28 protein-coding genes are annotated in these 25419 nt (G+C 71.8%); 9 read left to right on the forward strand and 19 right to left on the reverse strand.

Annotated features, from left to right (window positions below; all coding sequences use genetic code 11):
• Positions 1-9 precede the first annotated feature (9 nt).
• Both ACGFH8_RS33870 and ACGFH8_RS33875 read left to right on the forward strand, forming a co-directional pair.
• Positions 10-1440 (forward strand): ABC transporter ATP-binding protein, encoded by a 1431-nt coding sequence (locus ACGFH8_RS33870; protein WP_393375484.1) that lies wholly within the window; start codon positions 10-12, stop codon positions 1438-1440.
• Entirely contained in the window at positions 1437-2237 is an 801-nt protein-coding gene (locus ACGFH8_RS33875; protein WP_393375486.1) for an energy-coupling factor transporter transmembrane component T family protein, read from the forward strand. Before ACGFH8_RS33870 ends, ACGFH8_RS33875 begins: the two co-directional genes overlap by 4 nt.
• A gap of 379 nt (positions 2238-2616) precedes the next feature.
• Here the strand turns inward: ACGFH8_RS33875 and ACGFH8_RS33880 are convergent, their stop codons facing one another.
• Positions 2617-3057 (reverse strand): hypothetical protein, encoded by a 441-nt coding sequence (locus ACGFH8_RS33880; RefSeq protein ID WP_393375487.1) that lies wholly within the window; start codon positions 3055-3057, stop codon positions 2617-2619.
• Between the two features lie 290 nt (positions 3058-3347).
• Between ACGFH8_RS33880 and ACGFH8_RS33885 the strand changes: the two genes are divergently transcribed.
• Both ACGFH8_RS33885 and gndA read left to right on the forward strand, forming a co-directional pair.
• Entirely contained in the window at positions 3348-3647 is a 300-nt protein-coding gene (locus ACGFH8_RS33885) for an MTH1187 family thiamine-binding protein (RefSeq protein WP_357417733.1), read from the forward strand.
• Between the two features lie 104 nt (positions 3648-3751).
• Positions 3752-5194 carry an NADP-dependent phosphogluconate dehydrogenase gene (gndA, locus tag ACGFH8_RS33890; RefSeq protein ID WP_393375490.1) on the forward strand — a complete coding sequence of 481 codons (1443 nt, stop codon included), beginning with the start codon at positions 3752-3754 and terminating at the stop codon, positions 5192-5194.
• Between the two features lie 803 nt (positions 5195-5997).
• Here the strand turns inward: gndA and ACGFH8_RS33895 are convergent.
• The 5 genes from ACGFH8_RS33895 to recO all read right to left on the reverse strand — a co-directional run bounded on the left by ACGFH8_RS33895 (position 5998) and on the right by recO (position 9281).
• Positions 5998-6759: a pirin family protein gene (locus ACGFH8_RS33895; protein WP_393375493.1), complete on the reverse strand. Its 762-nt coding sequence runs from the start codon at positions 6757-6759 to the stop codon at positions 5998-6000.
• Complete coding sequence (locus ACGFH8_RS33900; protein WP_393375495.1) at positions 6756-6956, reverse strand: thioredoxin reductase; 201 nt, start codon at positions 6954-6956, stop codon at positions 6756-6758. Before ACGFH8_RS33900 ends, ACGFH8_RS33895 begins: the two co-directional genes overlap by 4 nt.
• Positions 6957-7340: 384 nt before the next feature.
• Complete coding sequence (locus ACGFH8_RS33905) at positions 7341-7526, reverse strand: hypothetical protein (RefSeq protein ID WP_393375498.1); 186 nt, start codon at positions 7524-7526, stop codon at positions 7341-7343.
• 71 nt (positions 7527-7597) lie between these two features.
• Positions 7598-8410 (reverse strand): isoprenyl transferase, encoded by an 813-nt coding sequence (locus tag ACGFH8_RS33910; protein ID WP_393375500.1) that lies wholly within the window; start codon positions 8408-8410, stop codon positions 7598-7600.
• Between the two features lie 4 nt (positions 8411-8414).
• Positions 8415-9281 (reverse strand): DNA repair protein RecO, encoded by an 867-nt coding sequence (gene recO, locus ACGFH8_RS33915; protein ID WP_393375503.1) that lies wholly within the window; start codon positions 9279-9281, stop codon positions 8415-8417.
• A 102-nt stretch (positions 9282-9383) separates the two neighbouring features.
• Here recO and ACGFH8_RS33920 point away from each other — a divergent pair, with 102 nt between their 5' ends.
• The gene (locus ACGFH8_RS33920) at positions 9384-10190 is read left to right on the forward strand and encodes a DUF4097 domain-containing protein (RefSeq protein ID WP_393375505.1); all 807 of its coding nucleotides are present in this window, start codon (positions 9384-9386) and stop codon (positions 10188-10190) included.
• Between the two features lie 25 nt (positions 10191-10215).
• Here ACGFH8_RS33920 and era read toward each other — a convergent pair whose 3' ends face one another.
• The 7 genes from era to ACGFH8_RS33955 all read right to left on the reverse strand — a co-directional run bounded on the left by era (position 10216) and on the right by ACGFH8_RS33955 (position 16385).
• A complete protein-coding gene (gene era / locus ACGFH8_RS33925) occupies positions 10216-11121 on the reverse strand; it encodes a GTPase Era (RefSeq protein ID WP_393375508.1) in 906 nt (301 codons plus the stop codon).
• A complete protein-coding gene (locus tag ACGFH8_RS33930) occupies positions 11118-11504 on the reverse strand; it encodes a cytidine deaminase (RefSeq protein ID WP_393375511.1) in 387 nt (128 codons plus the stop codon). Before ACGFH8_RS33930 ends, era begins: the two co-directional genes overlap by 4 nt.
• Positions 11497-12921 carry a hemolysin family protein gene (locus ACGFH8_RS33935; RefSeq protein WP_393375680.1) on the reverse strand — a complete coding sequence of 475 codons (1425 nt, stop codon included), beginning with the start codon at positions 12919-12921 and terminating at the stop codon, positions 11497-11499. Before ACGFH8_RS33935 ends, ACGFH8_RS33930 begins: the two co-directional genes overlap by 8 nt.
• The gene (gene ybeY / locus ACGFH8_RS33940) at positions 12897-13370 is read right to left on the reverse strand and encodes an rRNA maturation RNase YbeY (protein ID WP_357077118.1); all 474 of its coding nucleotides are present in this window, start codon (positions 13368-13370) and stop codon (positions 12897-12899) included. The genes ACGFH8_RS33935 and ybeY overlap by 25 nt, the downstream gene beginning before the upstream one ends.
• A gap of 15 nt (positions 13371-13385) precedes the next feature.
• On the reverse strand, positions 13386-14444 hold the full coding sequence (locus ACGFH8_RS33945; RefSeq protein WP_393375514.1) for a PhoH family protein: 1059 nt from the start codon (positions 14442-14444) through the stop codon (positions 13386-13388).
• Between the two features lie 131 nt (positions 14445-14575).
• Complete coding sequence (locus tag ACGFH8_RS33950; RefSeq protein WP_393375683.1) at positions 14576-15943, reverse strand: serine hydrolase domain-containing protein; 1368 nt, start codon at positions 15941-15943, stop codon at positions 14576-14578.
• An 82-nt stretch (positions 15944-16025) separates the two neighbouring features.
• A complete protein-coding gene (locus tag ACGFH8_RS33955; RefSeq protein WP_088988083.1) occupies positions 16026-16385 on the reverse strand; it encodes a histidine triad nucleotide-binding protein in 360 nt (119 codons plus the stop codon).
• A 96-nt stretch (positions 16386-16481) separates the two neighbouring features.
• On the opposite strand from ACGFH8_RS33955, the gene ACGFH8_RS33960 reads away from it, so the two are divergent.
• Both ACGFH8_RS33960 and ppk2 read left to right on the forward strand, forming a co-directional pair.
• On the forward strand, positions 16482-17243 hold the full coding sequence (locus ACGFH8_RS33960; protein ID WP_393375517.1) for an SDR family NAD(P)-dependent oxidoreductase: 762 nt from the start codon (positions 16482-16484) through the stop codon (positions 17241-17243).
• A gap of 72 nt (positions 17244-17315) precedes the next feature.
• A complete protein-coding gene (ppk2, locus tag ACGFH8_RS33965) occupies positions 17316-18227 on the forward strand; it encodes a polyphosphate kinase 2 (protein ID WP_393375520.1) in 912 nt (303 codons plus the stop codon).
• Between the two features lie 26 nt (positions 18228-18253).
• On the opposite strand, the gene ACGFH8_RS33970 is transcribed toward ppk2, so the two are convergent.
• The 3 genes from ACGFH8_RS33970 to wrbA form a co-directional block, all read right to left on the reverse strand.
• Complete coding sequence (locus ACGFH8_RS33970; protein ID WP_393375523.1) at positions 18254-18724, reverse strand: hemerythrin domain-containing protein; 471 nt, start codon at positions 18722-18724, stop codon at positions 18254-18256.
• Between the two features lie 89 nt (positions 18725-18813).
• On the reverse strand, positions 18814-20283 hold the full coding sequence (locus tag ACGFH8_RS33975; RefSeq protein ID WP_393375526.1) for an MFS transporter: 1470 nt from the start codon (positions 20281-20283) through the stop codon (positions 18814-18816).
• Between the two features lie 26 nt (positions 20284-20309).
• On the reverse strand, positions 20310-20936 hold the full coding sequence (gene wrbA / locus ACGFH8_RS33980) for an NAD(P)H:quinone oxidoreductase (RefSeq protein ID WP_393375528.1): 627 nt from the start codon (positions 20934-20936) through the stop codon (positions 20310-20312).
• Between the two features lie 88 nt (positions 20937-21024).
• Here wrbA and ACGFH8_RS33985 point away from each other — a divergent pair, with 88 nt between their 5' ends.
• Positions 21025-21465: a MarR family winged helix-turn-helix transcriptional regulator gene (locus tag ACGFH8_RS33985; protein WP_393375531.1), complete on the forward strand. Its 441-nt coding sequence runs from the start codon at positions 21025-21027 to the stop codon at positions 21463-21465.
• A gap of 128 nt (positions 21466-21593) precedes the next feature.
• On the opposite strand, the gene ACGFH8_RS33990 is transcribed toward ACGFH8_RS33985, so the two are convergent.
• The 3 genes from ACGFH8_RS33990 to hrcA form a co-directional block, all read right to left on the reverse strand.
• A complete protein-coding gene (locus tag ACGFH8_RS33990) occupies positions 21594-22328 on the reverse strand; it encodes a 16S rRNA (uracil(1498)-N(3))-methyltransferase (RefSeq protein ID WP_393375533.1) in 735 nt (244 codons plus the stop codon).
• 1 nt (position 22329) lies between these two features.
• Entirely contained in the window at positions 22330-23475 is a 1146-nt protein-coding gene (gene dnaJ / locus ACGFH8_RS33995) for a molecular chaperone DnaJ (protein ID WP_172862226.1), read from the reverse strand.
• A 75-nt stretch (positions 23476-23550) separates the two neighbouring features.
• The gene (hrcA, locus tag ACGFH8_RS34000; protein WP_393375535.1) at positions 23551-24573 is read right to left on the reverse strand and encodes a heat-inducible transcriptional repressor HrcA; all 1023 of its coding nucleotides are present in this window, start codon (positions 24571-24573) and stop codon (positions 23551-23553) included.
• A gap of 166 nt (positions 24574-24739) precedes the next feature.
• Here hrcA and ACGFH8_RS34005 point away from each other — a divergent pair, with 166 nt between their 5' ends.
• On the forward strand, positions 24740-25381 hold the full coding sequence (locus ACGFH8_RS34005; RefSeq protein WP_393375538.1) for a DUF4870 domain-containing protein: 642 nt from the start codon (positions 24740-24742) through the stop codon (positions 25379-25381).
• Positions 25382-25419 lie beyond the last annotated feature (38 nt).

The following is a 25419-nucleotide window of genomic DNA, read 5'->3' on the forward strand; positions in this document are numbered from 1 at the left end:
GGGTGTGTGGTGGGCGGGGTGTTGCTGCGGGGGTTCGGATGGCGGCACGCGGGGCGGCGCGCCTGGGCGGTGCGCGGGGTCGACCTGCGGGTTGAGGCGGGGGAACGCGTTCTGCTGCTCGGGCCCTCCGGGGCCGGTAAGAGCACCCTGCTCAGCGCGCTGGCGGGGCTGCTGCCGGAGGACTCCGGCGAGCAGGAGGGCACCGTCGAGATCGACGGCCTCGACCCGCGCAAGGGGCGGGAACGCGTCGGCATCGTCTTCCAGGATCCGGAAACCCAACTGGTGATGGCGCGCTGCGGCGACGACGTCGCGTTCGGGCTGGAGAACCGCGGGACACCTACCGACGAGATCTGGCCCCGGGTGGACGAGGCGCTGCGCCGCGTCGGCTTCCCGTACCCCCGGGACCGCCCCACCGCCGCGCTCTCCGGCGGCGAGCAGCAACGCCTCGCCCTGGCCGGCGCGCTGGCGCTGCGTCCCGAGTTGCTGTTGCTCGACGAGCCGACCGCGAACCTCGATCCGGCCGGGGCCGACCTGGTCCGCGAGGCGGTGGCCGGCGCGCTGCACGCCGACACCACGCTGATCCTGGTCGAGCACCGGGTCGCCGAGGCGCTGCCGCTCGTCGACCGGGTCGTCGTCCTGGAACCGGGCGGCGGGGTCCGCGCGGACGGCACCCCGGAGGCCGTCTTCGCCGCCCACGGTGCCTCGCTCGCCGCCGAGGGGGTCTGGGTGCCCGGTCACCCCATCGCGCCCCGACCGGCCACCGCCGCGCCCGGGGACCTGTTGCTCACCGCCGACCGGCTCGGCCTGCCGCCCCGGTTGGGCTCCACCGACCTGGCGGTACGCGCCGGAGAGGCACTCGCCGTACGCGGACCCAACGGCGCCGGCAAGTCCACACTGGCGCTCCTGCTCGGCGGGTTGCTCCGGCCGGGCGCCGGACGGGTCACCGCATCCGTCGAGCTGGCCGGCACCGACCACGGCACTCCCCCGCACCGGTGGCGGGCACCCGCGCTGGCCCGGCGGATCGGGTCGGTCTTCCAGGACCCGGAGCACCAGTTCGTCACCAGCACCGTCTTCGACGAGCTGGCGCTCGGGCCACGCCGCACCGGTCAGCCCGAGGAGGCCGTCCGGGAGACGGTGAGCGGGCTGCTGGAACGGCTGCGGCTGGTCCACCTCGCCGCCGCCAACCCGTACACCCTCTCCGGTGGTGAGGCGCGGCGGCTGAGTGTGGCGACCGCCCTGGCCACCGCGCCCCGCCTGCTGATCTGCGACGAACCCACGTTCGGTCAGGACCGGCGGACCTGGCGGGAACTCGTCGACCTCTTCGCCGACCTGCGCGACGCGGGGCACGGCGTGGTCGCGGTCACCCACGACGCGGACTTCGTGACCGCGCTCGCCGACCGCACCGTCACCCTGCGACGCGCCCCGGACGACGACCGATGATCACCATCGGGTCGGTCGCCACGCCCGGTGCGCCGTTGGCCCGCCGCAACCCGGTGGCGAAGGTCGCCGCCGCGCTCGTCTTCTCGTTCACCCTGCTCGCCACCCTGGACCCGCTGGCACCGGCGATCGCCATCGCGCTCGAACTCGCCGTGCTGCCGCTGTTCGGCATCGGCTACCGGGTGCTGGCCCGGCGGGCCTGGCCGCTGCTCCTCAGCGCCGCCGGCATCCTGGTCACCCTGACGCTCTTCGCCGCCGACCGGTCCGGCCGGGTCCTGCTGGACGCGGGACCGGTCCTGGTGAGCACCGGCGTGCTGCTCACCGCGCTCGGGCTGGTGCTGCGCGTCTTCGCGGTGGCCCTGCCCGGCGTGATCGTCTTCGCGACCACCGACCCCACCGACCTGGCCGACGCGTTGATCCAGAACGCGAAGGCGCCGGCCCGGTTCGCCATCGGGGCGCTGGCCGCGTTCCGGCTGGTGCCGCTGCTCGGTCAGGAGTGGCAGATGATCAGCATGGCCCGACGCGCGCGCGGCGTCGACGCGGGACGCAACCCGGTCACGAAGCTGCGACTGTTCGCCTCCACCGCGTTCGCGCTGCTCGTCGGCGCGATCCGCCGGGGCACCCGCCTGGCCGTCGCGATGGACGCCCGGGGCTTCGACGCCGGTACGCCCCGCACCGTGGCCCGCCACCAACGCTTCACCTACGCCGACGCGCTCCTCATCGCCGGGTCCGCCGTGCTGGCCGGCGCCGCCCTCACGACAAGCGTCCTGGTCGGCACCTTCCGCCCCCTGATCGGCTGAGCCCGACCGCCCCCGGTCGCCCCCGGTCGCCCCCGCGCGCGACCGACGCTCTCGCACGCCCGCACGCCCGCACTCCGCCCGCCGCCCGCACTCCGCCCGGCGCCGACTCGCCCCCAGCCCGCACTCCGCCCGCCGCCGGGCGCCGACTCGCCCGCGCTGGCGACTGGCCCGCCGCCCGCACGCCGCTCGCCGACTTGCCCGCGCTGGCGACTGGCCCGCCGTCCGCAGGCCGCTCGCTGCACGCCGACCGCCGACCGCCGAGCGGGGCAAGATCCGCGCAACAACAGGGATGTAGTGGCCTCGTTGGCGACGGAGGCCACTACATCCCTGATATTGCTGTCACCACCCAGCGCCTCCGCCAACGGCGGGGACGGCTCGGTCAGCTGCGGCGGAAGGCGTAACGGCGGGTCTGGCCGGCCTGTTGGCTGCGGCCGCCGCCCGAGCGGTTGCCGCCGCCCTGGGGCGGACCAGCCGTCGGCGCCGTTGGTCGCCCGGCCGCCGGTGGCAGGTCTTCCACCGCCGGCGCGTCGACCACCGTCGGCACGTCGACCGGCAGCGCGAACGCATCCGAGGCGGCCGCCACCGGCAGCGTCGACTCGATCGGCACCGCCGGCTCAACCAGCACCGCCGGCAACGTCGGCTCAACCAGTACCGCCGGCAGTGCCGGCTCGACCAGTACCGCCGGCAGTGCCGGCTCGATCGGTTCGACGGCGAGGTCGGGGTGGGTGGACAGGGACGGGCCGGGCTGGGCCGCCGGGTCGATGCCCAGCGGCGTCGCGCCGGGGATACGGGACTTCTTCGGATTGCGCCTGGCAGGCATCCGGGCCTCCTTCGGTGCCGACCGGCTCGGCCGTCCCGCGTTCCGGCGGTCGGTCGGATCGGCTGGTGACCGCCGCGTCGCGACGGTCGAACGGGAGAGAGACTGCTCACCGGGGGTCGGGCAGGGCCAGCACCGCCGAACTGCGGGTGGGATGCGGGACGCCCAGGAGCGCACGGACCGCGACGCGGGGCGGCGGGCCGGCTCGGAGAAGGGGCGTCAGTAGCGCATGCCCGCACACTATCGGCCGGTCGTCCGTCGGCGCAGCCGATTTTCCTGGCACCATCGGCGACATGCTTATCGCGTTCTCGGTAACCCCGCTCGGTGTCGGTGAGTCTGTCGGTGACCTGGTCGCCGAGGCGGTACGCGTGGTCCGCGACTCGGGCCTGCCCAACCGCACCGACGCCATGTTCACCACGATCGAGGGTGAGTGGGACGAGGTGATGGCTGTCGTCAAGCGGGCTGTCGACGTGGTGGCCGCGCAGGCGCCCCGGGTGAGTGTGGTGCTCAAGGCCGACGTCCGCCCGGGGGTGACGGACGCGCTCACCGCGAAGGTGGCACACGTGGAGGATCGCCTGGCCCGGCAGAGCTGAGCATCATTTGCCGATAACCGGCTGTCGAGACGACACGCCCACGTTCCGCCGCACCGCGATACGGTCCTAGCACGCAAGTCCGACGGCGAGAGGTGGCGGCACGAATGGCTGAGCAGGCGACGGCGCAGATCGGTGTGACCGGGTTGGCGGTGATGGGCCGGAATCTGGCCCGCAACCTGGCCCGCAACGGCTTCACGGTGGCGGTGCACAACCGGTCGCCGGAACGCACCCGCAGCCTGGTTGCCGAGCACGGTGACGAGGGCACGTTCGTGCCCGGCGAGACGATGGCCGACTTCGTGGCGTCGCTGGAGCGACCCCGTGCGGTGATCGTGATGGTCAAGGCGGGTGCGCCCACCGACGCGGTGATCGACGAGTTGGTGCCGCTGCTGGAGGAGGGCGACATCATCGTCGACTGCGGCAACGCCCACTTCGCCGACACCCGCCGTCGGGAGGAGGCGTTGCGCGCGCAGGGACTGCACTTCAGTGGCACCGGCGTCTCCGGTGGCGAGGAGGGCGCGCTGCTCGGGCCGAGCATCATGCCCGGCGGTTCCGCCGAGTCGTACGCCAAGCTCGGTCCGATGTTCGAGAAGATCGCCGCCCAGGTCGACGGTGTGTCGTGCTGCACCCATGTTGGACCGGACGGCGCCGGGCACTTCGTCAAGATGGTGCACAACGGCATCGAGTACGCCGACATGCAGCTCATCGCCGAGGCGTACGACCTGCTTCGGGCCGGTCTGGGCGCGAAGCCGGCGGAGATCGCGGAGATCTTCCGCGACTGGAACGGCGGCGAGTTGGAGTCGTTCCTCATCGAGATCACCGCCGACGTGCTCGCGCACACCGACGCGACGACGGGCCGGGCCTTCGTCGACATCGTGCAGGACCGGGCCGAGCAGAAGGGCACCGGCCGGTGGACCGTGCAGAGCGCCCTGGACCTGGGCATTCCGATCACCGGGATCGCCGAGGCGACCTTCGCCCGCTCGCTCTCCGGGCACGTCGACCAGCGGGAGGCGGCACGGCGGGCGTTCCCGGACGCGGGTGAGCAGTGGCAGGTCGACGACCGGGACGCGTTCGTCGAGGACGTCCGCCGGGCGCTGCTCGCTTCCAAGATCGTGGCGTACGCGCAGGGCTTCGACCACATCCGCGCCGGCAGCCAGGAGTTCAACTGGGACATCGACCTCGGCGGCACGGCCACGATCTGGCGGGGCGGCTGCATCATCCGGGCCCGCTTCCTGGACCGGATCCGCGAGGCGTACGACGAGAAGCCGGACCTGCCGACGCTGCTGGTGGCGCCGTACTTCGCCGAGGCGGTCGCCGCCGGCGTGCCGAGTTGGCGGCGGGTGGTGGCCGACGCGACCCGCGCCGGTGTGCCGACGCCGGCGTTCTCCTCGTCGTTGGCGTATTTCGACGCCCTGTGCGCCGAGCGCCTGCCTGCCGCGTTGATCCAGGGCCTGCGGGACAACTTCGGCGCGCACACCTACCAGCGGGTGGACCGCGAGGGCTCGTTCCACACCACCTGGGCCGGCGAGCGCACCGAGTCCCCGGCGTAGTCGGCGCGGCGCCCCGCGGCGCCGTGATCGTGCTCGATCCATGATGTAGTGGCCTTCCGCCCGTGGGGAGGCCACTACATCCATGTCAACGCCGTTGCGTTAGCGCCGTGGCCGGCAGGTCAACACGTGCTGGATAACGGGACTCCTGGGGAGTGCAGCTAGATCAGGGCGTGTCTCGCGAGAAGTTCGCGCCGATCTTGCAGTTTCGGTTGTCCATATAGGTGATATGCCCCTTGTGTCGGGACAGAAAGTGCAAGATCGCGGAGCGGAGGCAGTCCGGACCCGGCAATCACCTCATCCTGGTGCCGGGCTTGGGGCTTTATGGGCGCCCTGCCGCATGCCACAACTTCGTGACCGGCGACGCGGCGCGGTTGACGAGCAGCGGTCCCGCCTACAGCAACGGTGTTGTCCTGGATCTCAACGTGGTTACGGTGGCGCTGCGCCGGCCAGGCACGACCTCGATCACCAACCGCCCCGTCAGGCACGGTGCACGAGCCGCCCCCCTTTGCTCTGCACCCCAATAAGCACCGGTCACAGACCGTAGCCGTCGCACCCGCGGGTGCAGAGCAAAGGACCCCCGACCACCCCCCGGACACGCAGAGCCCGCCCCGTCGACCGGCACCCCGCGCACCCCTGGCCGATCAACCTGGGTCGACGCACAAGACCACCCCGGCACAACAGCATGAAAGGCGAGACACTGCCCGTTGACGAACAACCGCTCGCCCTAACACAACGGCGTTGACGTCCTGGTTCGAGCGAGATCATGGGCCAGGGCGGTGCGAGCCGCCCACCCCGGGCACCGGTCAGGTGACGGTGGCGTGCATCTCCCAGACGAGGATCTCGGCCGGTTCGTCGGCGGTGACCCGCCGGCCGCCGGTCCTGGTGAGCCGGGCCGCGTCGCCGGTGCGGAGCGGGCCGCTGCCCTCCAGGGTCACCGTGCCGTTGGGCACGTACAGGTGCACGAAGGGCGCGTCGGGGATGGTGACCTCGTCGCCGGGGGTGAGCCGCGCGGCGTGCAGGGTCGCGTACCGGTTGCGGATCCGGATGGCGGACGCGCCGTCGTAGCGGTCCATTCCGGAGGCGATCGGCACCAGACCGCCGCGGAGAAGCTCGTCCTCGATCTCCAACTGCTCGTAGCCGGGATCCACGCCCGGTTCGTCGGGGAGCACCCACATCTGCACGAAGTGGACCGGGTCGGTGTGCGGTTCCTGGTTGTTGAGTCGCCAGGCGTCGTTCTTCTCCGAGTGCAGGATGCCGGTGCCGGCGCTCATCCGCTGGGCCAGGCCCGGATAGATCACCCCGGAGTGGCCGGTGGAGTCCTGGTGCACCAGGGAGCCGCGCAGCACCCAGGTGATGATCTCCATGTCCTGGTGCGGGTGGGTCTCGAACCCGGCCCCCGGGCGTACCACGTCGTCGTTGTTGACGAGCAGCAGACCGTGGTGGGTGTTGGCCGGGTCGTAGTGCCGGGAGAACGAGAACGAGTGCTTGGAGTCCAGCCAGGAGATCCGGGTGGCGAAGCGGTCGTCGGCGCGACGCACCTCGACCGACGGCGCGGGAGCGGTCACCAGGCCCGCCGCGCGGTGTCGGGGGTCGTGGGCGCCCAGGTCAGAGCCGGTTCGCCGGTGGCCAGCTCGGCGATCTCACCGGTGCGCAGTTGCGGCGTGTGACCGAACTCGGCGCAGTGCTGCTCGGCGATCTCGGCACAGATGTCGGCCACCTGCGCACAGATCGGCTCGCCCAGATCCGCGGCGTTCAACGCCATGATCATTTTGTACCGGAGATCCCGCACAGCCACCCCCACCGCCGTCGTCCCGCCACTCTCGGACCCTACCCGGCCCCCATTTCCGCGGCACCCCAAAACAACCGACCCCGCCCCGGCCGTGCGCCCGACCCCCGGCCGTGTCGATCATGGAGTTGTGGTGGTGGACGTAAGTCGCATAAACGCCCGATCCGGCCACCACAACTCCATGATCAACCGGGCGGGGCGGGGAACACGCCGGGCTGGGAACGCGCGGGGGCCACGAACACGCCGGGGGCGGGGGCACGCCGGGGGTGGGGCACGCCGGGGGTGGGCACGCCGGGGGTGGGATGGACGGCGCCGCCCGCACCGGGGGTGCGGGCGGCGCCGGGGACGGGCGAAGGGTGATCAGAAGAAGCGGCGCCGCTTGGCCTTCTGGGGACGCACGAGGTCCGCGCCCTTGGTGAGCAACCGGGTCATCCCGGAGGGACCACGCCGGGTCTCCAGGGTGTGGCTGAGTCGGCGGGCGCCGGCAGCCGCCAGGGGCACCGCGACCGCCATCACCGCCCACTGGGCAATGCGCTTCTGGATCATGTGGGTTCACCTCCGTCAGTGGCTTCTGACAACTGTGATACCCAGGGTGACGAGAGCGTAAGCGCGTCGGCTCAGATCACCGGGGCGACCGGGTTGGGCAGCGCCCCGCCGAAACGTCGGTCCCGCTGCGCGTACAACTCGCACGCGTACCAGAGGTGGCGGCGGTCGAAGTCGGGCCAGAGCGTGTCCAGGAAGACCAACTCCGCGTACGCGGACTGCCAGAGCATGAAGTTGGAGATCCGTTCCTCCCCCGAGGGACGCAGGAACAGGTCCACCTCCGGGATCTCCGGGTGGTAGAGGTACTTCGCCACGGTCTTCTCGTTGACCTTGGCCGGATCCAGCCGCCCGGCCGCCACGTCGCGGGCGATCGCGGCGGCCGCGTCGCCGATCTCGGCCTGCCCGCCGTAGTTGACGCAGAACTGCAGGGTCAACGTCGAGTTGTCCCGGGACATCTCCTCGGCCGTCTGCAACTCGGAGATGACGCTCTTCCACAGCCGGCCGGAGCGACCCGACCAGACCACCCGGACGCCGAGGTCGACCAACTGGTCGCGGCGACGACGGATGACGTCCCGGTTGAACCCCATCAGGAACCGGACCTCGTCGGGCGAGCGCCGCCAGTTCTCGGTGGAGAACGCGTACGCCGTCAGGTACGGGATGCCCATCTCGATCGCGCCCTCGATGGTGTCGAAGAGGCTGTGCTCCCCGGCCTCGTGACCCTTGGTGCGCGCCAGCCCGCGATCCTTGGCCCAGCGACCGTTGCCGTCCATGACCACCGCCACGTGCTTCGGCACCGCCTCGGTGGGCAGCGCCGGCGGCCGGGCGCCGGACGGGTGCGGTGTCGGCGGCGTCGGCTCGCGCCGGCCGGCCTTCTTCGATCGGATCACTCGGTCACTCCCTGTTCGTGCCGTCCGCCCCGGCCTCGACGTCGCCACGTGGCCGGAGCACCACGACCCCGACGCCGTCCGGCGGCGAGGCCGTGCCGGCCGCCGAGGGACCCCGGTCGACCAGCGGCAGCGAGCGTAGCGCGCGCTCCAGGTGCCACTGCAGGTGAGCCGCGACCAGCCCACTGCACTCCCGGCGTACGCCGGAGTCGGTGGCGTCGGCGAGCACCCAGTCGCCGGTGGTCAGCGCGGACATCAGGTCGATGGTGGCCGGCGCGGGGTGGGCCGCGCCGGGCGGCCGGCAGTCCGGGCAGACCGCGCCCCCGGCGGGTACGGAGAAGGCGCGGTGCCGCCCGGGGGTGCCGCAGACCGCACAGGCGATGAGCGCCGGCGCCCAGCCGGCGAGGGCCATCCCCCGCAGCAGGTACGCGTCGAGCACCAGGGTGGTGGCGTGCTCGCCCCGGGACAGCGCCTTCAGCGCGCCCACGGTGAGCTGGAACAGCCGCAGCGACGGCTCCCGCTCGACCGGGGTCAGCCGCTCGGCGGTCTCGGCGATCGCACTGGCCGCCGTGTAACGGGGGTAGTCCCCGAGGAACCGCTTGCCGTACAGCTCGATGCCCTCGACCTGGCTGACGGTGTGCAGCGAGCTGCCGGTGTTGCCCTTCGGGTCGCCGGCGAGCTGGAGGTCGACGTGGCCGAACGGCTCCAGCCGGGCGCCGAACTTGCTGGTCGTGCGGCGGATCCCCCGCGCCACCGCGCGCAGCCGGCCGTGCCGACGGGTGAGCAGGGTGATGATCCGATCGGACTCGCCGAGCTTTTGCACACGCAGCACCACCGCGTCGTCGCGGTAGAGCTGTCGGCGATACCCGGCCATCGGGCCATTCTCCCTCGGGGTGTGAAATCAGGGTTGGTTCGGGGTGGATGCGCGGACGAACCCCGATGCGCCCGGCTCGCCGCCGGCCGTAGCGTGCTGGTCATGGCAACGCACCCCACCACCAGCGCCGTGCGTCGGCGCGCCACCGCGCCCGTCGCGCTGGGCCTGGCAACCGCCCTCATCCTTGTCGCCGGGTGCGACAACCTGGCCATGCGCCGGCTCGACTACGACGACACCGAGGCGGCGAAGATCACCACCATCCGGGTGTTGCCCGGTGCGGGCGACGTGATCGTCCGGGGCAACGGCACGGCCGGCGAGGCGCGGATCAAGCGGGTGGTGCGCTACCAGGGTGGCGAACCCCATGCCCGGTACGAGATCAAGGGCAGCGAGTTGGTGCTGGACACCAACTGTGGCGACAGGTGCAGCATCTCCTACGAGGTGGCCCTGCCGGAGGGCGTGGCTCTCCAGGGCGAGTCCGGCTCCGGCGACGTCGAGCTGACCCGGGTCGGCACCGTCGATCTGCGGCTGGGCTCCGGCGACGTACGGATCGTCGGCGCGTCCGGCGCGGTCGGGGTCGAGACGGGCTCCGGCGACATCGACGTGAGCGAGGCCAGCGGGGCGGTCCGGCTGCGCGCCGGCTCCGGGGACATCACCGCGCGCCGACTGGGCGGTGCGGTCGACGCGGAGGCCGGGTCCGGCAATGTCAACGTCGAGCTGGACAAGCCCGCCGCGGCCCGCGCCCATGCCGCCAGCGGCGATGTCACGCTGCTGGTGCCGGCGGGCAGCTACCGGGTCCGGTCCAACACCGGCTCCGGCGACGCCCGGGTCACCGTCGCCGATGACCCGGCCGCGTCGCTGGTGCTCGACGGCTCGGCGGGCAGCGGCAACGTCACCATCAGCCAGCGGTGACGGGCCGGCTTACCGCCGAGGACGCTCAGAAACCCAACTTGCGCAACTGCTTCGGGTCGCGCTGCCAGTCCTTCGCGACCCGCACGTGCAGGTCGAGATAGACCCGGCCGCCCAGCAACTCCTCGATCTGCCGGCGGGCGTTGGTGCCGACCTCCTTGAGCCGGCTCGCCTTGTGACCGAGCACGATCGCCTTCTGGCTGGGCCGTTCCACGTACAGGTCGGCGTAGATTTTCATGACCTGACCCTCGGGGATCATCTCCTCCACCACCACGGCGATGGAGTGCGGCAGCTCGTCCCGGACCCCCTCCAGGGCGGCCTCCCGGATCAGCTCCGCGACGAGCACCTGCTCGGGATCGTCGGTCAGCATGTCGTCCGGGTAGAGCTGCGGCGACGGCGGCAGATATTTGGTCATCACGTCGACAAGGGTGTCCACCTGGTGCCCGGAGACGGCGCTCACCGGCACGATCTCGGCGAACTCTCCCATCTGGCTCACCGCGAGCAACTGCTCCGCCAGGCGGCGCTTGTCGACCAGGTCGGTCTTGGTGACCACCGCCAGCACCGTGGCCTTCAGCTCGGCCAGCTCACCTGTGATGAACCGGTCTCCGCGCCCGACCGGCTCGTCGGCCGGGATGCACAGGCCGATCACGTCGACCTCCGTCCAGGTGGACCGGACGAGGTCGTTGAGGCGTTCGCCGAGCAGCGTACGGGGGCGGTGCAGCCCCGGGGTGTCGACCAGGACCAGTTGCGACTCCGGTCGGTGCAGCACGGCCCGGATCACGTGGCGGGTGGTCTGTGGCTTGTTCGAGGTGATCGCGATCTTGGTGCCGACGATGGCGTTGGTGAGCGTCGACTTGCCCGCGTTGGGTCGGCCGACGAAGCAGCCGAAACCGGCGCGGTACGGCCGGCTCTCCGGATCCCGGACGGGACTCACTCGGTCACCGTGCCGAGGACCGTGCCGTCCGGGGCGGCCACGTGGATCGGCGCGTCCGCCGCGAGGTCACGCACGGCCAAATGCCCGGCGCCGTCCAGGGTCGACGCTTCGGTCACCACCACCGCGGCCTCCAGCCGGCTCGCCCCGGCCGCCACGGCCGACGCGACAGCCAACTGCAGCGCGGTGAGGGTCAGCGAGGGCAGCGCGACACTTGCCGCCGCGTACGTCCGGCCGTCCTGATCCCGGACCGCGGCACCCTCCACGGCGGTGACCCGGCCACGGGCGCCCCGGGCCAGGACGACAAGCTTGGCGTCCTCGGCGCTCAGGGTTGCCGGCGCGGTGGGCGCGGGCTGGGCGGCGGGCGCAGCGGGTGTGTCAGGCATCGGCGGATTGCCTCTCGTCGTCTCGGTAGTTGTCCGTGTCGTCCCCGGAGCCGGCGTGCTCGCCGCGCCCCGCGGTGTCCTGCTCGTGGCCCGACTCCACCCTGTTGACCAGGACGGTGTCGATCCGGTTGCGCCGGCCGGTGGTGCCCTCGGCGAGCAGCCGGAGCCCGGCGACCTCGACCTCCGCGCCGGGGATCGGCACTCGCCCCAGCGACTGGGCCAGCAGGCCACCGACCGTCTCCACCTCGTCGGTGGGCAGCTCGGTGTCGAACATCTCGCCCAGGGTCTCCACCGGGAGGCGGGCGGTCACCCGCACCGAGGAGTCCGTCAGACGTTCGACGGGCGGGCGCTCGACATCGTACTCGTCGGTGATCTCACCGACGATCTCCTCCAGGATGTCCTCGATGGTGACCAGACCGCCGGTGCCGCCGTACTCGTCGACGACGATGACCAGGTGGTTGCGGGCCGCCTGCATCTCCGAGAGCAGGTCGTCGACAGGCTTGGACTCCGGCACGAAGGTCGCCGGGCGCATCAGCTCGGCCACCGGCAACTGCTCGGCCGCCGGGTCCCCACCACGGGAGCGCCGGATCAGGTCCTTGAGGTAGAGCACACCGAGCACGTCGTCGACGCTCTCGCCGATCACCGGGATGCGGGAGAACCCGGAGCGCAGGAAGAGCACCAACGCCTGCGCGAGCGTCTTGCCCTCCTCGATCCACACCATCTCGGTACGCGGCACCATCACCTCACGGGCGATGGTGTCACCGAGCGCGAAGACCGAGTGGATCATCTGACGTTCGCCGTGCTCGACCACGCCGCGCTGCTCGGCCAGGTCGACAAGCTCACGCAACTCGACCTGGCTGGCGAACGGCCCCTCCCGGAAACCGCGCCCCGGCGTGACCGCGTTGCCGATCAGGATCAGCAACGAGGCGAGCGGGTTGAGCGCCCGGCCCAGCCAGCGGACCAGCGGCGCCACGGCACGACCCACGGCGTACGCGTGCTGTCGGCCGATGGTGCGCGGAGCGACGCCGACGACCACGAAGCTGACCACGGTCATCGCGCCGGCGGTCACCAACGCGGCCCGCCAGCCGGCGCCGAAGCTGTCCACCGCGACGAGCGCCACCAGGGTGGTGGCGGTCAGCTCGGCGAGCAGCCGCAACAGCAGGAGCAGGTTGAGGTGCCGGACGACGTCGCCGGCCACGGCCTGGAGGGTACGGGCGCCCCGCACACCGTCGCGGGCCAGCTCGGCGGCCCGCGCCGGTGAGACCGCGGCGAGCGCCGCCTCGGTCATCGCGATCAGGCCGGCCAACACCACCAGGCCGGCCGCGAAGACGATCAGCTGGAAGTCGGGAAGGCCGGCGGTGGCGCCGGCCGCCAGTAACGGAGGAGTGGACATCACTGGGTGCGGGTCGACCGCCAGCTGGACAGCAGGCGGGCCTGGAGGGCGAACATCTCCCGCTCCTCCTCCGGCTCGGCGTGGTCGTAGCCGAGCAGGTGCAGCACCCCGTGCACGGTGAGCAGGTGCAGCTCGTCGGCCGAGGCGTGCCCGGCGGTCGCCGCCTGCTTGGCCGCGACCTCGGGGCAGAGCACGATGTCACCGAGCAGGGCGGGCTCGCCACCGGCCGGCGCGGACTCCCCCGGGCCGTGGTCGACGCTGCCCTCGTCCATGGGGAAGGCGAGCACGTCGGTCGGACCGTCGCCACCCATCCAGCGGTGGTTCAGCTCGGTCATGTAGTCGATGTCGACGAGCAGCACGGACAACTCGGCGAGGGGGTTGACCCCCATCTCGTCGAGGGCGTGCCGGGCGACGGCGAGCACGGCATCGGTGTCAACCTCGACACCGGACTCGTTGGCGATCTCGATGGACAACTGCTTTCCTCTGCTTTAGCGGCGGCGGCCGGCCCGGCCGCCCTGGGCGGGTCGCCCGGGCACGGCGTGGACGCCCTGCGCCTGCTGGTTCTCCCGCTCGGCGTCCCAGCGGGCGTACGCGTCGACGATCTCCCCCACCAGCCGGTGGCGGACCACGTCGGAGCTGGACAACTGGGAGAAGTGCACGTCGTCGACGTTTTCCAGGATCTCCCGGACGACCCGCAGGCCGCTGCTGGTCCCGCCGGGAAGGTCCACCTGGGTGATGTCACCGGTCACGACGATCTTGGAGTTGAAGCCGAGCCGGGTGAGGAACATCTTCATCTGCTCGGGCGTCGTGTTCTGGGCCTCGTCCAGGATGATGAACGCGTCGGAGAGCGTCCTGCCCCGCATGTAGGCCAGCGGGGCGACCTCGATCGTCCCCTGGGCCATCAGCTTGGGGATCGTCTCCGGGTCGAGCATCTCGTGCAGCGCGTCGTAGAGCGGGCGCAGGTACGGGTCGATCTTCTCGTTGAGCGTGCCGGGCAGGAAGCCCAGTCGCTCACCCGCCTCCACCGCCGGCCGGGTCAGGATGATCCGGTTGACCTGCTTGGCCTGCAACGCCTGGACGGCCTTCGCCATCGCCAGGTAGGTCTTGCCGGTGCCGGCCGGGCCGATGCCGAAGACGATGGTGTGGGTGTCGATCGCGTCGACGTAACGCTTCTGCCCGAGCGTCTTGGGGCGGATGGTGCGCCCGCGACGGGAGAGGATGTTGAGCGTCAGGACCTCGGCGGGCCGCTCGGCACTGCCCTCCTCGAGCATGCCGACGGTACGCCGGACGGCGTCAGTGGTCAGGGTCTCGCCTTTCTCGATGAGTTCGAGCAGCTCACTGAAGACTCGCTCGGCCAGGGCATTGTCCGCGGGGTCACCGGTGATGGTGATCTCGTTGCCGCGGACGTGCACGTCACTGCTGACCGAGCGTTCGACGAGCCGGAGGATCTCGTCGCCCGCGCCGAGCAGATTGACCATGATCTTCGAGTCGGGCACGGTGATCCTGGTCTGCACCCGGGGCGGGCCGGGAGGTGGGGTGCCGGTCATAAGTTGGGCCGAAGGGCCCTGCGCACCTGCTCTCGATCTCGGCGCCGGCCCTGCTGGCACGGCGTGCGGACGTTACACCCATCGTATCTGTTCAACGTGGGCGGCATCGCGCCCATTTCCGCTGGCCGCGATCAACTCCCGACGCGGAAGTCGTACCTGTCGAAGGTCTCCTGATGACGGGTGAACCGGTACGTCGCCCAGTGCATCCGGACCACCGCGCCGACCTCGTCCCGGGTCAGCCGCAGCAGCTCACCGGTCTCCCGACCGGAGACCGTGCGGAACACGTCCGGCTGGGCCGGCAACGGGGTGAAGATCGCCGGCGGACGTCCGGCCGGGCCGCCGACCCGCTGCGCCCGCAGGGTGCCGTCGTGCCAGGAGAAGACGTACTCGAAGCCCTCGCCCCACCAGCGGCCGAGAGCACCCCGCAGGGCCGCCGGCGCGGGTGCGCCGGGCCGCCAGGGCTCGATCTCGGCCGGGTCGTGCTCGACGGCCGTCGCGAGCAGCAGGTGCGGCAGGTCGAACACCTCGGTCGCCGTGCCGGACGAGCCGAGCACCGCGGCACCCATCGCGCCGGCCGTGCCGTCGCCTCCTCGCCGGCCGTAGACGGCGGCGAGGAAACCGGGCATCGCCCCGTCGTGCCCCACGTGCACCACCCGTTCCCCCTGCGGGACGAGGATCAGCCCGAGCCCGAATCCCTCGCCCCAGAGGGTCTCGTCGGTGGTGGTCACCGGCCAGCGCATCTCGTCGAGCGTGGTGGTGGCGAGGACCGCGCCGGCCGGATCCAGCGCGGCCGGGTCGGCGAGGAACGCCGCCCAGCGGGCCATGTCGGTAGCGGTGCTCCAGAGCTGGGCGGCCGGGCCGACCGCGCCGAAGTCGGTGGGCGGCTCGGGGTGTGCCTCGTCGGAGTAGGCGTCGACCAGGAACCCGGTGGCCGCCGTCGGCCGCGGGGTCACGCTGGTGTCGGCCAGCCCCAGCGGTGTCAGGACCCGGTCGGTGAGCGACCGCGCCCAACTCTCGCCGCGGAGCCGGGCGACAAGGTGACCCAGCACGGCCAGGCCGAGATTGGAGTAGTGGAACCGCCGGGCCGTCGGCAGCACCCGCTCGGCCCGGTCCAGCTCGGCCACCAACTGGTCGGCGTCCGGCGCGCGCAGGGTGTCCCAGACGTCACCGAACGGCTCGCGTTGCAGGCCGGCGGTGTGCGACAACAACCGGCGGACGGTCAGCTCGCCGTGCGCGGGCAGGTCCAGGTGCCGGCCCACCGGGTCGTCCAGGTCCAGCAGCCCGTCGTCGCGGCACTGCAGGACCAGCACCGCGGTGAAGGTCTTGGTGACCGAGCCGATCCGGAACTGGGTGCCCGGCCCCAACGGGCTGTCGGTGCCGGTCGCGCCGACGGCGCAGCTGAAGAGCGGTCGGTCGGCCCGGTGCAGCGCCGCCGACACCGCCGGCACCCGAGCGTCGGCCTGCACCCTGCGGACCAGCCGGCCCAGCCGCTCGTCCATCCGGGCGTCGGCCCCGGAACCCGCGGTCACGCCGCCGGTCCGCTCCGCCGCCCGCCGGCACGCGGCTGCACGCCGAGCCCGCTCACGCCAGGTCCCGGGCGAGCATCGGGCCGAGCGGCGCGCCACCGAGCAGGTGCGCGTGCACGTGGAAAACCTCCTGCCCGCCGTATGCGCCGGTGTTGAACATCAGCCGGAAACCGTCGCCGAGCAGGCCCTCGTCCTCGGCCACGGCGGCGGACGTGGCCAGCACGTCGGCGGCCAGCGCCGGGTCGCCCTGGGCGAGCGTGGCGACGTCGGCGTAGTGCTCCTTCGGAATGACCAGGACGTGCACCGGCGCCTTCGGGTCGATGTCACGGAAGGCGAGCGTGGTGTCGGTCTCCCGGACCACGGTGGCCGGGATCTCCCCGGCGACGATGCGGCAGAACAGGCAGTCGGATCCCATCGGGGCAGTCTAGGGACTGACGGGCCGGGGGCGCTCCGGCGCGGCAGGGGCAGCCGGCCCGTTCGCGGAAGGGGCGGCTGAGGCAGGATGGCCGCCATGACGGATCGAGCGGTACTCGTGACCGGGGCCTCGCGCGGCATCGGCCGGGCGGTGGCGACGGCGTTCGCGGCAGGTGGTGACCGGGTGGCGATCCACCACCGCGACTCCGCCGACGCGGCCGAGGAGCTGCGGGCACAGCTACCCGGCGCCGGGCACGTGGTGGTCCGCGCCGACCTCACCGACCCGGACGCGGTACGGGCCATGGTCGACCGGGCCGCCGAGCTGCTCGGCGGGCTGGACGTGCTCGTCAACAACGCCGGGACGTACGGCGACCGGGACGATCCGCACCCGGTCTTCGGCGCCTCCTACGAGCAGTGGCAGCAGCGCTGGCAGCAGGTGCTGGCGACGAACCTGACCGGTGCCGGCAACGTCACCTGGTGCGCCGCCCAGCACATGCGCGAGCGGGGCGGTCGGATCGTCAACGTCTCGTCCCGGGGAGCGTTCCGCGGCGAGCCGGACCAGCCGGCGTACGGCGCCAGCAAGGCGGGACTGAACGCGCTGGGTCAGTCCCTGGCGGTGGCGCTCGCGCCGTACGGCATCACTGTCGCCACTGTCGCGCCGGGCTTCGTGGCGACGGACATGACCACCGAGTACCTGCACGGCGAGCGGGGCGCGGCGATCCGGGCGCAGAGCCCGTTCGACCGGGTCGCCGAGCCTGCGGAGATCGCCGCCGCCGTGCACTGGCTCGCCTCTCCGCAGGCCGAGTGGGCCTCCGGCACGATCGTCGACCTCAACGGCGCCTCCTACCTGCGTAGCTGACGGCGGAACAGCCGCCCACATCACCCGGCCAGGGGGGTGGGTTGCGGCACGAGGCGGGTAAGTCTCACCGACATGGCCGACACCGCGCTGCTGGACCTCACCGCCGACTACCAGGTGGCCGATGGCCACGACGACGACCCTGTCCTGCTGCGCCCGGACGGCACCCCCGTGGAGACGTGGCGGGAGGACTACCCGTACGACGAGCGGATGGACCGCGACGAGTACGACCGCGACAAGCGACTGCTCCAGATCGAACTGCTCAAGCTCCAGGACTGGATCAAGGAGTCCGGCGAGCGCCTGGTGATCATCTTCGAGGGGCGGGACGCGGCCGGTAAGGGCGGCACCATCAAGCGGTTCATGGAGCACCTCAACCCGCGCGGCGCGTCCGTCGTGGCGCTGGCCAAGCCGGACGAGCGGGAAGCTGGCCAGTGGTACTTCCAGCGGTGGCTGGCGCACCTGCCGGCCGCCGGTGAGATCGTGCTGTTCGACAGGTCCTGGTACAACCGGGCCGGCGTCGAGCGGGTGATGGGCTTCTGCTCCCGCAAGGAGTATCTGGAGTTCCTGCGGCAGGCCCCGGAGCTGGAGCGGATGCTCGTGCGCTCGGGGATCCGGTTGGTCAAGTTCTGGTTCTCGGTGTCGCAGAACGAGCAGCGCACCCGGTTCGCGATCCGCCAGGTGGACCCGGTCCGGCAGTGGAAGCTGTCCCCGATGGACATCGCCTCGCTGGACCGGTGGGACGAGTACACGGAGGCCAAGGAGGCGATGTTCTTCTGGACCGACACGGCCGACGCGCCGTGGACGGTGGTGAAGAGCAACGACAAGAAGCGGGCCCGTGTCGAGGCGATGCGGCACGTGCTGCACCGCTTCGACTACACCGGCAAGGACCCCGAGGTGGTCGGCACGCCCGATCCGCAGATCATCGGGCCGGCCGGGCTGGACCTACGTCCGGAGGAGGAGGTCGTGCCCGTCTTCCCCCGCCCCTGACCGAGCACGCGTCGGGGGCACCGTTGTTACAGCGGGCCCAGAACCTCCTCGGGCGGGGCATCCAGCGAGAGTGTCTCGAGCACGCTGAGCAGCTGACGCTCCTCGTACCGAAAATGGCTCTCCATAATGGCTGCGGCGCCCTCGAGGTGACGACCCAACTCGGCAACCGGTGCCGCCCGATCGACCGCGGCCCGCAGTACGCCGAGTAGGTGCGCGATCATCGAGTGGTCCTGGGAGAGGTTGCGGAGCACGGGCTCCAACTCGGGATGAGCCGCCTTGATCGCCGGAAACAGGCGGTGGTCCTCGGCCCTGTGATGTCCATCGAGGGCAGCGCAAAACCCGTGGCAGTACAGCAGCAGCTCACGCGTGGCCGCCTCCGCGGAGCGACCTTCGGCAACTGCGGTGCGAGTGAGGTCAAGTGCTTCGCGCAGGCGCACATGCACCTGGCGAAGCTCACGGCTCCAGGCGATCAGCCTGGTCGTCTCGCGCTCAGTCACGCGAAGACGAAGGATGCGACGTCATCGTCGTCGGTCTCCCTCGGTCGGGCGCCTCCATGCCTGACACGGTCTGCCACCGGCACGCGACGCTAGTCAAGGATAGTAGGTGGGCGGTGGGCACCATGGGGCGTTGTGGGTCGGTTCCGCCGCCGCGTGGGGAGCAGCGGGCTGACTGCGGCAATCGTCAGGGCGACACCGGCCGCTATCCCGAAAACCAGTGCATATCCAGAGGCCAGTGCGTCGAGCGGGGCGCTCACGCTGTGGTTCGCTGCGGCTCGGGTGGCGGCCGCGGTCGCGTACACCGCAAGGGCGATCGAGCCACCAACCTGGCTGGCGGTGTTGGCCAGGCCGCCGACAATGCCGGCATCACCGGGCGAGAGGTCGGCGGTCGCCGAGGCCATCAGGGTCGGGAAGACCAGGCCGATGCCGATCGCGACGAGCAGTGTCGGCCCGAGCACGCCGGCGGCGTAGTGACTGTCGGCGTCGGCTTGGGAGAGCCAGGCGAAGCCGGCCACGAAGCATGCACACCCAGTCACGATGAGCACGCGGGCACCGCTCTGGAGAAGCCAGCCGGTGGCGAAGCGGGCGACCACTACGAACACGACTGCGGCGGGGGTCTGTCCGAGCCCGGCGTCCAATGCGCTGTACTGCAGCACGTTCTGCATGAACAACGAGGAGAAGAACCACATCGCGATGGCGATGCCGCCGAACAGCAGAAGCATCGCGTTGCTGACGGCTACGGTGCGGTTCCTGAACAGCCGCAGTGGCATCATCGGGGCCGCGACGCGCTTCTCGACCACCAGGAACACGGCGAGCAGGACCACGCCGGCCAGGATCGGCGGCATCACCCGCGGGGAGCCCCACGCGTGATTGGCGGTCTGCATGACGCCGTAGATCAGCGACGCCAGGCCGGCCGTGCCCGTGATCGCGCCGAGCAGGTCGAGCGATTCGCGCCGGAGCGCCGGTGCCGCGGTCAGCGATGTGGCCACCAGGAGCAGCACGATGCCAATCGGCACGTTGATCAGGAACACCCACCGCCAGGAGAGCCCGGAGGTCAGCACGCCGCCGGCGACCGCGCCGACCATGCCGCCGACGCCGCCCGCCGAGGACCACGCACCGAAGGCCCGGGCGCGCTCCTTTCCTTCGGGAAAGCGGATGTTGATCACCGCGAGGGTGGCCGGTGCCAGCATGGCGCCGCCCAGACCCTGAGCGACCCGGGCGCCGACGAGCAACTCCGGCGTGTGGGCCAGGCCGGCGGCCAGGCTGGCCAGCGAGAACAGGCCGAGGCCGGCCACCAACATCCGGCGGTGCCCGAACAGGTCCGCCGCACGGCCGCCCAGCAGCATGAACCCGGCGAACGTCAGAACGTAGCCATTGACCACCCAGGCCAGCCCGGTGTCGGTGAACCCCAGGTCACGCTGTACGGAAGGCAGGGCGACGTTGACGATCGACACGTCCAGCACGACCATGAACTGGCAGGCGCAGGCCAGCGCGAGGACTAGCCAGGGAGGCCCGGCGGACGGCGTGGTCGCCGGATTCTCGGGACGGATACTCGTCATCATTTCCTCCGAAGCAGGGTGACTGCTCAGGCCGCTGCGGAGCGGCTTGGGACGGGGACGTCGCCGCTGAGCCGGGCGGCGAACTTGGCCAGACGCTGCCCCTGGTAGCGAGCGGCCCCGAGAGCCGCGGCGTCGGCGCCCTCGCTGCCGGTCGCGACGGTGCCGTAGGGGTTGCCGCCGGCCGCGTAGACGGTGGCGTCGGTGAAGCCGGGCGGGATGATGACCGAGCCCCAGTGGTAGAAGACGTTGCCGAGCGCGAGGATGGTGGCTTCGCTGCCACCGTGCCGGTTATGGGCCGAGGTGAAAGCGGTGACCGCCTTGTCGGCCAGCACGCCCGCACGCCACAGGCCGCCGGCCTGGTCGATGAACTGCTTGAGCTGCGCCGCCGGCGTGCCGAAGCGGGTCGGCGTGCCGAACGCGAACGCATCAGCCCAGGCGAGGTCGTCGAGCTCGGCCACCGGCACCGACTTGGTGGCGTCGGCGTGCCGGCGCCACAGCGGATTCTGGTCGATCGCCTCATCCGGCGCGAGCTCGGCGGCCCGGCGCAGGCGCACCTCCGCGCCGGTGGTCATGGCCCCGCTGGCAACGGCCTGCGCGAGGGCATGCACGGTACCGGTCGAGCTGTAGTAGATGACTGCGACCTTCACCGTCATGCTGGCTCCTTGGTAGCGTTAGTTATGCGCCTAACCATTAGGCAGATAATGTTATGCGCATAACGAATGCCGTTGTCAAGGAGGTTCCGTGGATTACGAGTACGCCGACGCCCTGAACCAGGCGATCCGCCTGCTCAGCCTGCGTCACCGGGCCAGGGCGGCACATCTGCTCGCCTCGCTCGGCCTGCACGTCGGCCAGGAGGCTCTGTTGCTCGAACTCGACCGGAGTGGCCCTCGCATCCAGGCGCAGCTCAGCGAGGCGCTGGGTTGTGAACCACCCAGCGTCACGCTGATGACCCGGAAGCTGGAGGCCTCCGGCCACATCAAGCGCACACCCGATCCGGCCGACAAGCGCGCCACCGTCGTCGCTCTCACCGACAGCGGCGAGGCGCTGGTCGGGCAGATCCAGCAGCTTTGGCTCACCCTTGCGGAGGAGACGATCCGCGACCTACCCGCCAAGATGCTCGAGCAACTGCCCGGCATCCTGCACACGATGTCCACAAACGTCAACGGCAAGCTGCCCGCTTGACCGTTACACCGTGCGAGAGTCCGGCGTGCGGTCGGCGTCTGGCGCACGCCATCGCCGCCGTTCGATAGCCCTCCTGGGGGTGGCCGGCACTGACCGTCGCAACCAGCCGGCGTGAGCGCGGGAGCGGGTCACCAGCGGCCGAGGCGGGTGGCGAGCACGCTGAGCGCCGCCACGCCTGCGGTCGAGGTACGCAGCACGGCCGGGCCGAGCCGCACGACGCGCCCGCCCGCCTCCCGAAACGCCGTCAGCTCGGCCGCGGCGATGCCGCCCTCCGGGCCGACGACCAGGACGATCTCACCGCCCGGCGGCAGCTCGGCGGTGCTGAGCCGTTCCTCGGCCTCCTCGTGCAGCACGAAGGCGGCGGCAGCGCCGGCGATCCGGCGGGCGACGGTGGCGGTGGACTCGTCCGGCGCGCCGGCCACCACCGGCAGCCAGGGCCGGCGGGCCTGCTTGGCGGCCTCCCGGGCGGTGGCCACCCACTTCTCCCGGGCGCGTACGCCCCGGTCGCCGCGCCACTGGGTGACCGAACGGGACGCCGCCCAGGGCACGATCTCGTCCACCCCGACCTCGGTCATCGCCTGCACCGCCAGCTCACCCCGGTCGCCCTTGGCGATGCCCTGCACCACGGCGATGCGGGGGACGGGCGCGTCCGCGTACCCCCGGGAGGTGATGGTGACCTCCAGGCTGCCCCGGCCGACGGCGGTGACCACGGCGGCGGCCGTGCCGCCCCGACCGTCGGCGAGCAGCAGCTCCTCGCCGACGCGCAGCCGCTGCACGGTGGCGGCGTGGTGCCCCTCCGGACCGTCCAGGGTCAACGCGTCACCGGTGGGCAGCGCCTCGACCAGGAACAGCGGCGCGGACACCTCAGGCGTGCCCGTTGAACGCGTCGCGCATCCGGGAGAAGAAGCCGCCCTGCTTGGATAACTCGGCGACCTCCTCGCCACGGGTCTTGGCGAAGTCGCGCAGCATCTTCTCCTGGTCGGGGTCGAGCTTGGTCGGGGTCCGCACGTCCAGGTGCACGTAGAGGTCGCCCCGGCCGGTGCCGCGCAGGTGTGGCACGCCCCGGGCGCGCAGTCGCAGCGTGCTGGCCGGTTGGGTGCCGGCCTTGACGTCGACCGTCTCCTCGCTGTCCAGGGTCTTGATGGTGAGTCGGGTGCCCAGCGCCGCCGCGGTCATCGGCACGGTGACCCGGCAGTGCAGGTCGTCGCCCTTGCGGGAGTAGACGTCGTGCGGCCGCTCGTGGATTTCCACGTAGAGGTCACCGGCGGTGCCGCCACCCGGGCCGACCTCGCCCTGCTGGGCCAGCCGGATCCGCATGCCGTCCTCGACGCCGGCCGGGATCTTGACGGTCAGCGAGCGGCGGGTGCGTACCCGGCCGTCGCCGGCGCAGGTGGGGCAGGGGTGCGGGATCGTCGTGCCGTAGCCCTGGCACACGGTGCACGGCCGGGCGGAGACCACCTGGCCGAGGAAGGTGCGCTGCACCGACTGCACCTCGCCGCGACCAGCACACGCCTCGCAGGTCGCCAGGTGGGTGCCGGCGGCCGTGCCGGCGCCGGAGCAGGTGGTGCAGAGCACCGCGGTGTCGACGGTGATCGGGGCCTCGACGCCGAAGGCGGTCTCGTGCAGGTCGAGTTCGAGCCGCAGGATCGCGTCGGCGCCCGGCCGGGTCCGTGGACGGGGGCCGCGCGCCCCACCGGCCGCGCCGCCGAAGAACGCGTCCATGATGTCCTGGAAACCGACGAACGGGCCGGCGCCACCGGGGCCACCCGGGCCGCCGGCGCCACCGCCGCCCGGGGCGAGCGGGTCGCCACCCAGGTCGACGATCTGCCGCTTGCGGTCGTCCGAGAGGACCTCGTACGCGGCATTGATGTCCTTGAACTTCTCCTGAGCCTCCGGGTCCGGGTTGACGTCCGGGTGGAACTGGCGCGCCAGCTTGCGGTAGGCGCGCTTGATCTCGTCATCGGAGGCTTCCCGGCTCACACCGAGGATGCCGTAGTAGTCCCTGGCCACTGCGTTCCGTGTCCTCATGTTCGTCTCGCGTTGCGCCGATCCGGCGGCAAACAGCCGGCCGTCGGCCCTGACTGGTCAGTTCTGGGCCAGCAACTCGCCCACGTAGCGTGCCACGGCGCGCACCGTGGCGATATTGCCGGGGTAGTCCATCCGGGTGGGCCCCAGCACCCCCAGGCCGCCGACGATCGTGGCGCCCGGGCCGTACCCGGTGCTGACCACCGAGGCGGCCCGCAGGTTGTCGAACTCGTTCTCGTCGCCGATCAGCACCCGGGTCGTGCTCGGCTCGGTCTCACCGATGAGCTTGAGGAGCACGACCTCCTCCTCCAGCGCCTCCAGGATCGGCCGTAGCGAACCCTGGAAGTCGAGCAGGCCGCCCCGGGTGAGGTTCGCGGTGCCGGCCAGCGCGATGCGTTCCTCGTGCCGCTCGACAAGCGTCTCCAGCAGCACCGTGGAGAGCGTGGTCATCGCCGGACGCAGCTCGGACGGCACCTCCTCGACGAGCGCCTGCACCAACGGTGGCGTGTCGGACAGCCGCGCGCCGGCGAGCTTCTCGTTCACCAGCCGGCGCAGGTCGGTGACGTTGTCGGCGGGCACCGGACCGGGCAGCTCCACCAGCCGCTGCTCCACGCGCCCGGTGTCGGCGATCATGACGAGCATCAGCCGGGTGGTGGAGATCGGCACCAGCTCCAGGTGCCGAACCGAGGAGCGGGCCAGGCTCGGGTACTGCACGACGGCCACCTGCCGGGTGAGCTGGGCGAGCAGTCGCACCGTGCGGTGCACCACGTCGTCGAGGTCGACCGCGCCGACCAGGAAGCGCTCGATGGCCCGACGTTCGGCCGGGCTGAGGGGCTTGACCCGGGACAACCTGTCGACGAAGAGCCGGTAGCCGCGGTCGGTGGGCACCCGGCCGGCACTCGTGTGCGGCTGCCGGATGTAGCCCTCCTCCTCCAGCACGGCCATGTCGTTGCGGACCGTGGCCGGGGAGACCCCGAGCTGGTGCCGCTCGACAAGCGCCTTGCTGCCGACCGGCTCCTGGGTGGAGACGTAGTCCTCGACGATCGCGCGGAGCACGGCGAGTTTTCGGTCGTCGAGACCCATCCTCCGCACCTCCTGTCGCACGTCGGCCGCCGGTGCCGTAAGCCCGGCCGGGCCGCCCTGGCACTCGACTGTAACGAGTGCCAGTCTACGTCGGCGTGCCCGCCGGCGCGATGATCAACGGTCGCCCACTGGTGCGGCGTTGCCACGGACCCCTACCGTGACACTCATGACTGAACCTCCTCGCCCTCCCGGCGCGGGTGACCCCGGCAACTACCCGCCGGAGCCGACCTCTCCCAGCTCGTACCCGTCGGCCGAGCCACCCACCGCACCACTGTCCGGGGCGCCTGGCCCGGGCGGCTATCCCCCGGCCGGTGGCTATCCGCCGCCCACCGGTGACCAACCGCCGTCGGGCGGCTACCCCCCGGCGGGTGGCTATCCGCCGCCCGGCGGCTACCCGCCCGGTGGCAACCCGGCTGGCGGATATCCGACCGGCGGCGCCTACGGCGGCCCCGGCGGCGGCTTCGCCAGCAACGAGGACAAGACCTGGGCGCTCGTCGCGCACTTCGGCGGTGCCGCCGGCATGATCCTCAGCGGCGGTGTGCTGGGCTGGATCGGCCCGCTGGTGGCGCTGCTCGCCCGCGGCAACCAGTCCCCGACGGTGCGGTCGCACGCCGTGGCGGCGCTCAACTTCCAGCTCCTCTGGTCGATCGTCGGCCTGGTCGGCTGGGTGCTGTCCTGCATCCTGATCGGCTTCCTCGGGGTCGCGGCAGCCCTCATCCTCGGTGCCGTGTTCGGCATCATCGCCGGCATCAAGGCCAACGAGGGCCAGCTCTACCGCTACCCGCTCTCGGTCAACTTCATCAAGTGACCTCCTCCGGCCGCTCCCCCGGCCGGTCCGTGCCCCGC

This window comes from Micromonospora sp. NPDC049175 (assembly GCF_043197345.1).
In the GTDB taxonomy this organism is placed as follows: domain Bacteria; phylum Actinomycetota; class Actinomycetes; order Mycobacteriales; family Micromonosporaceae; genus Micromonospora.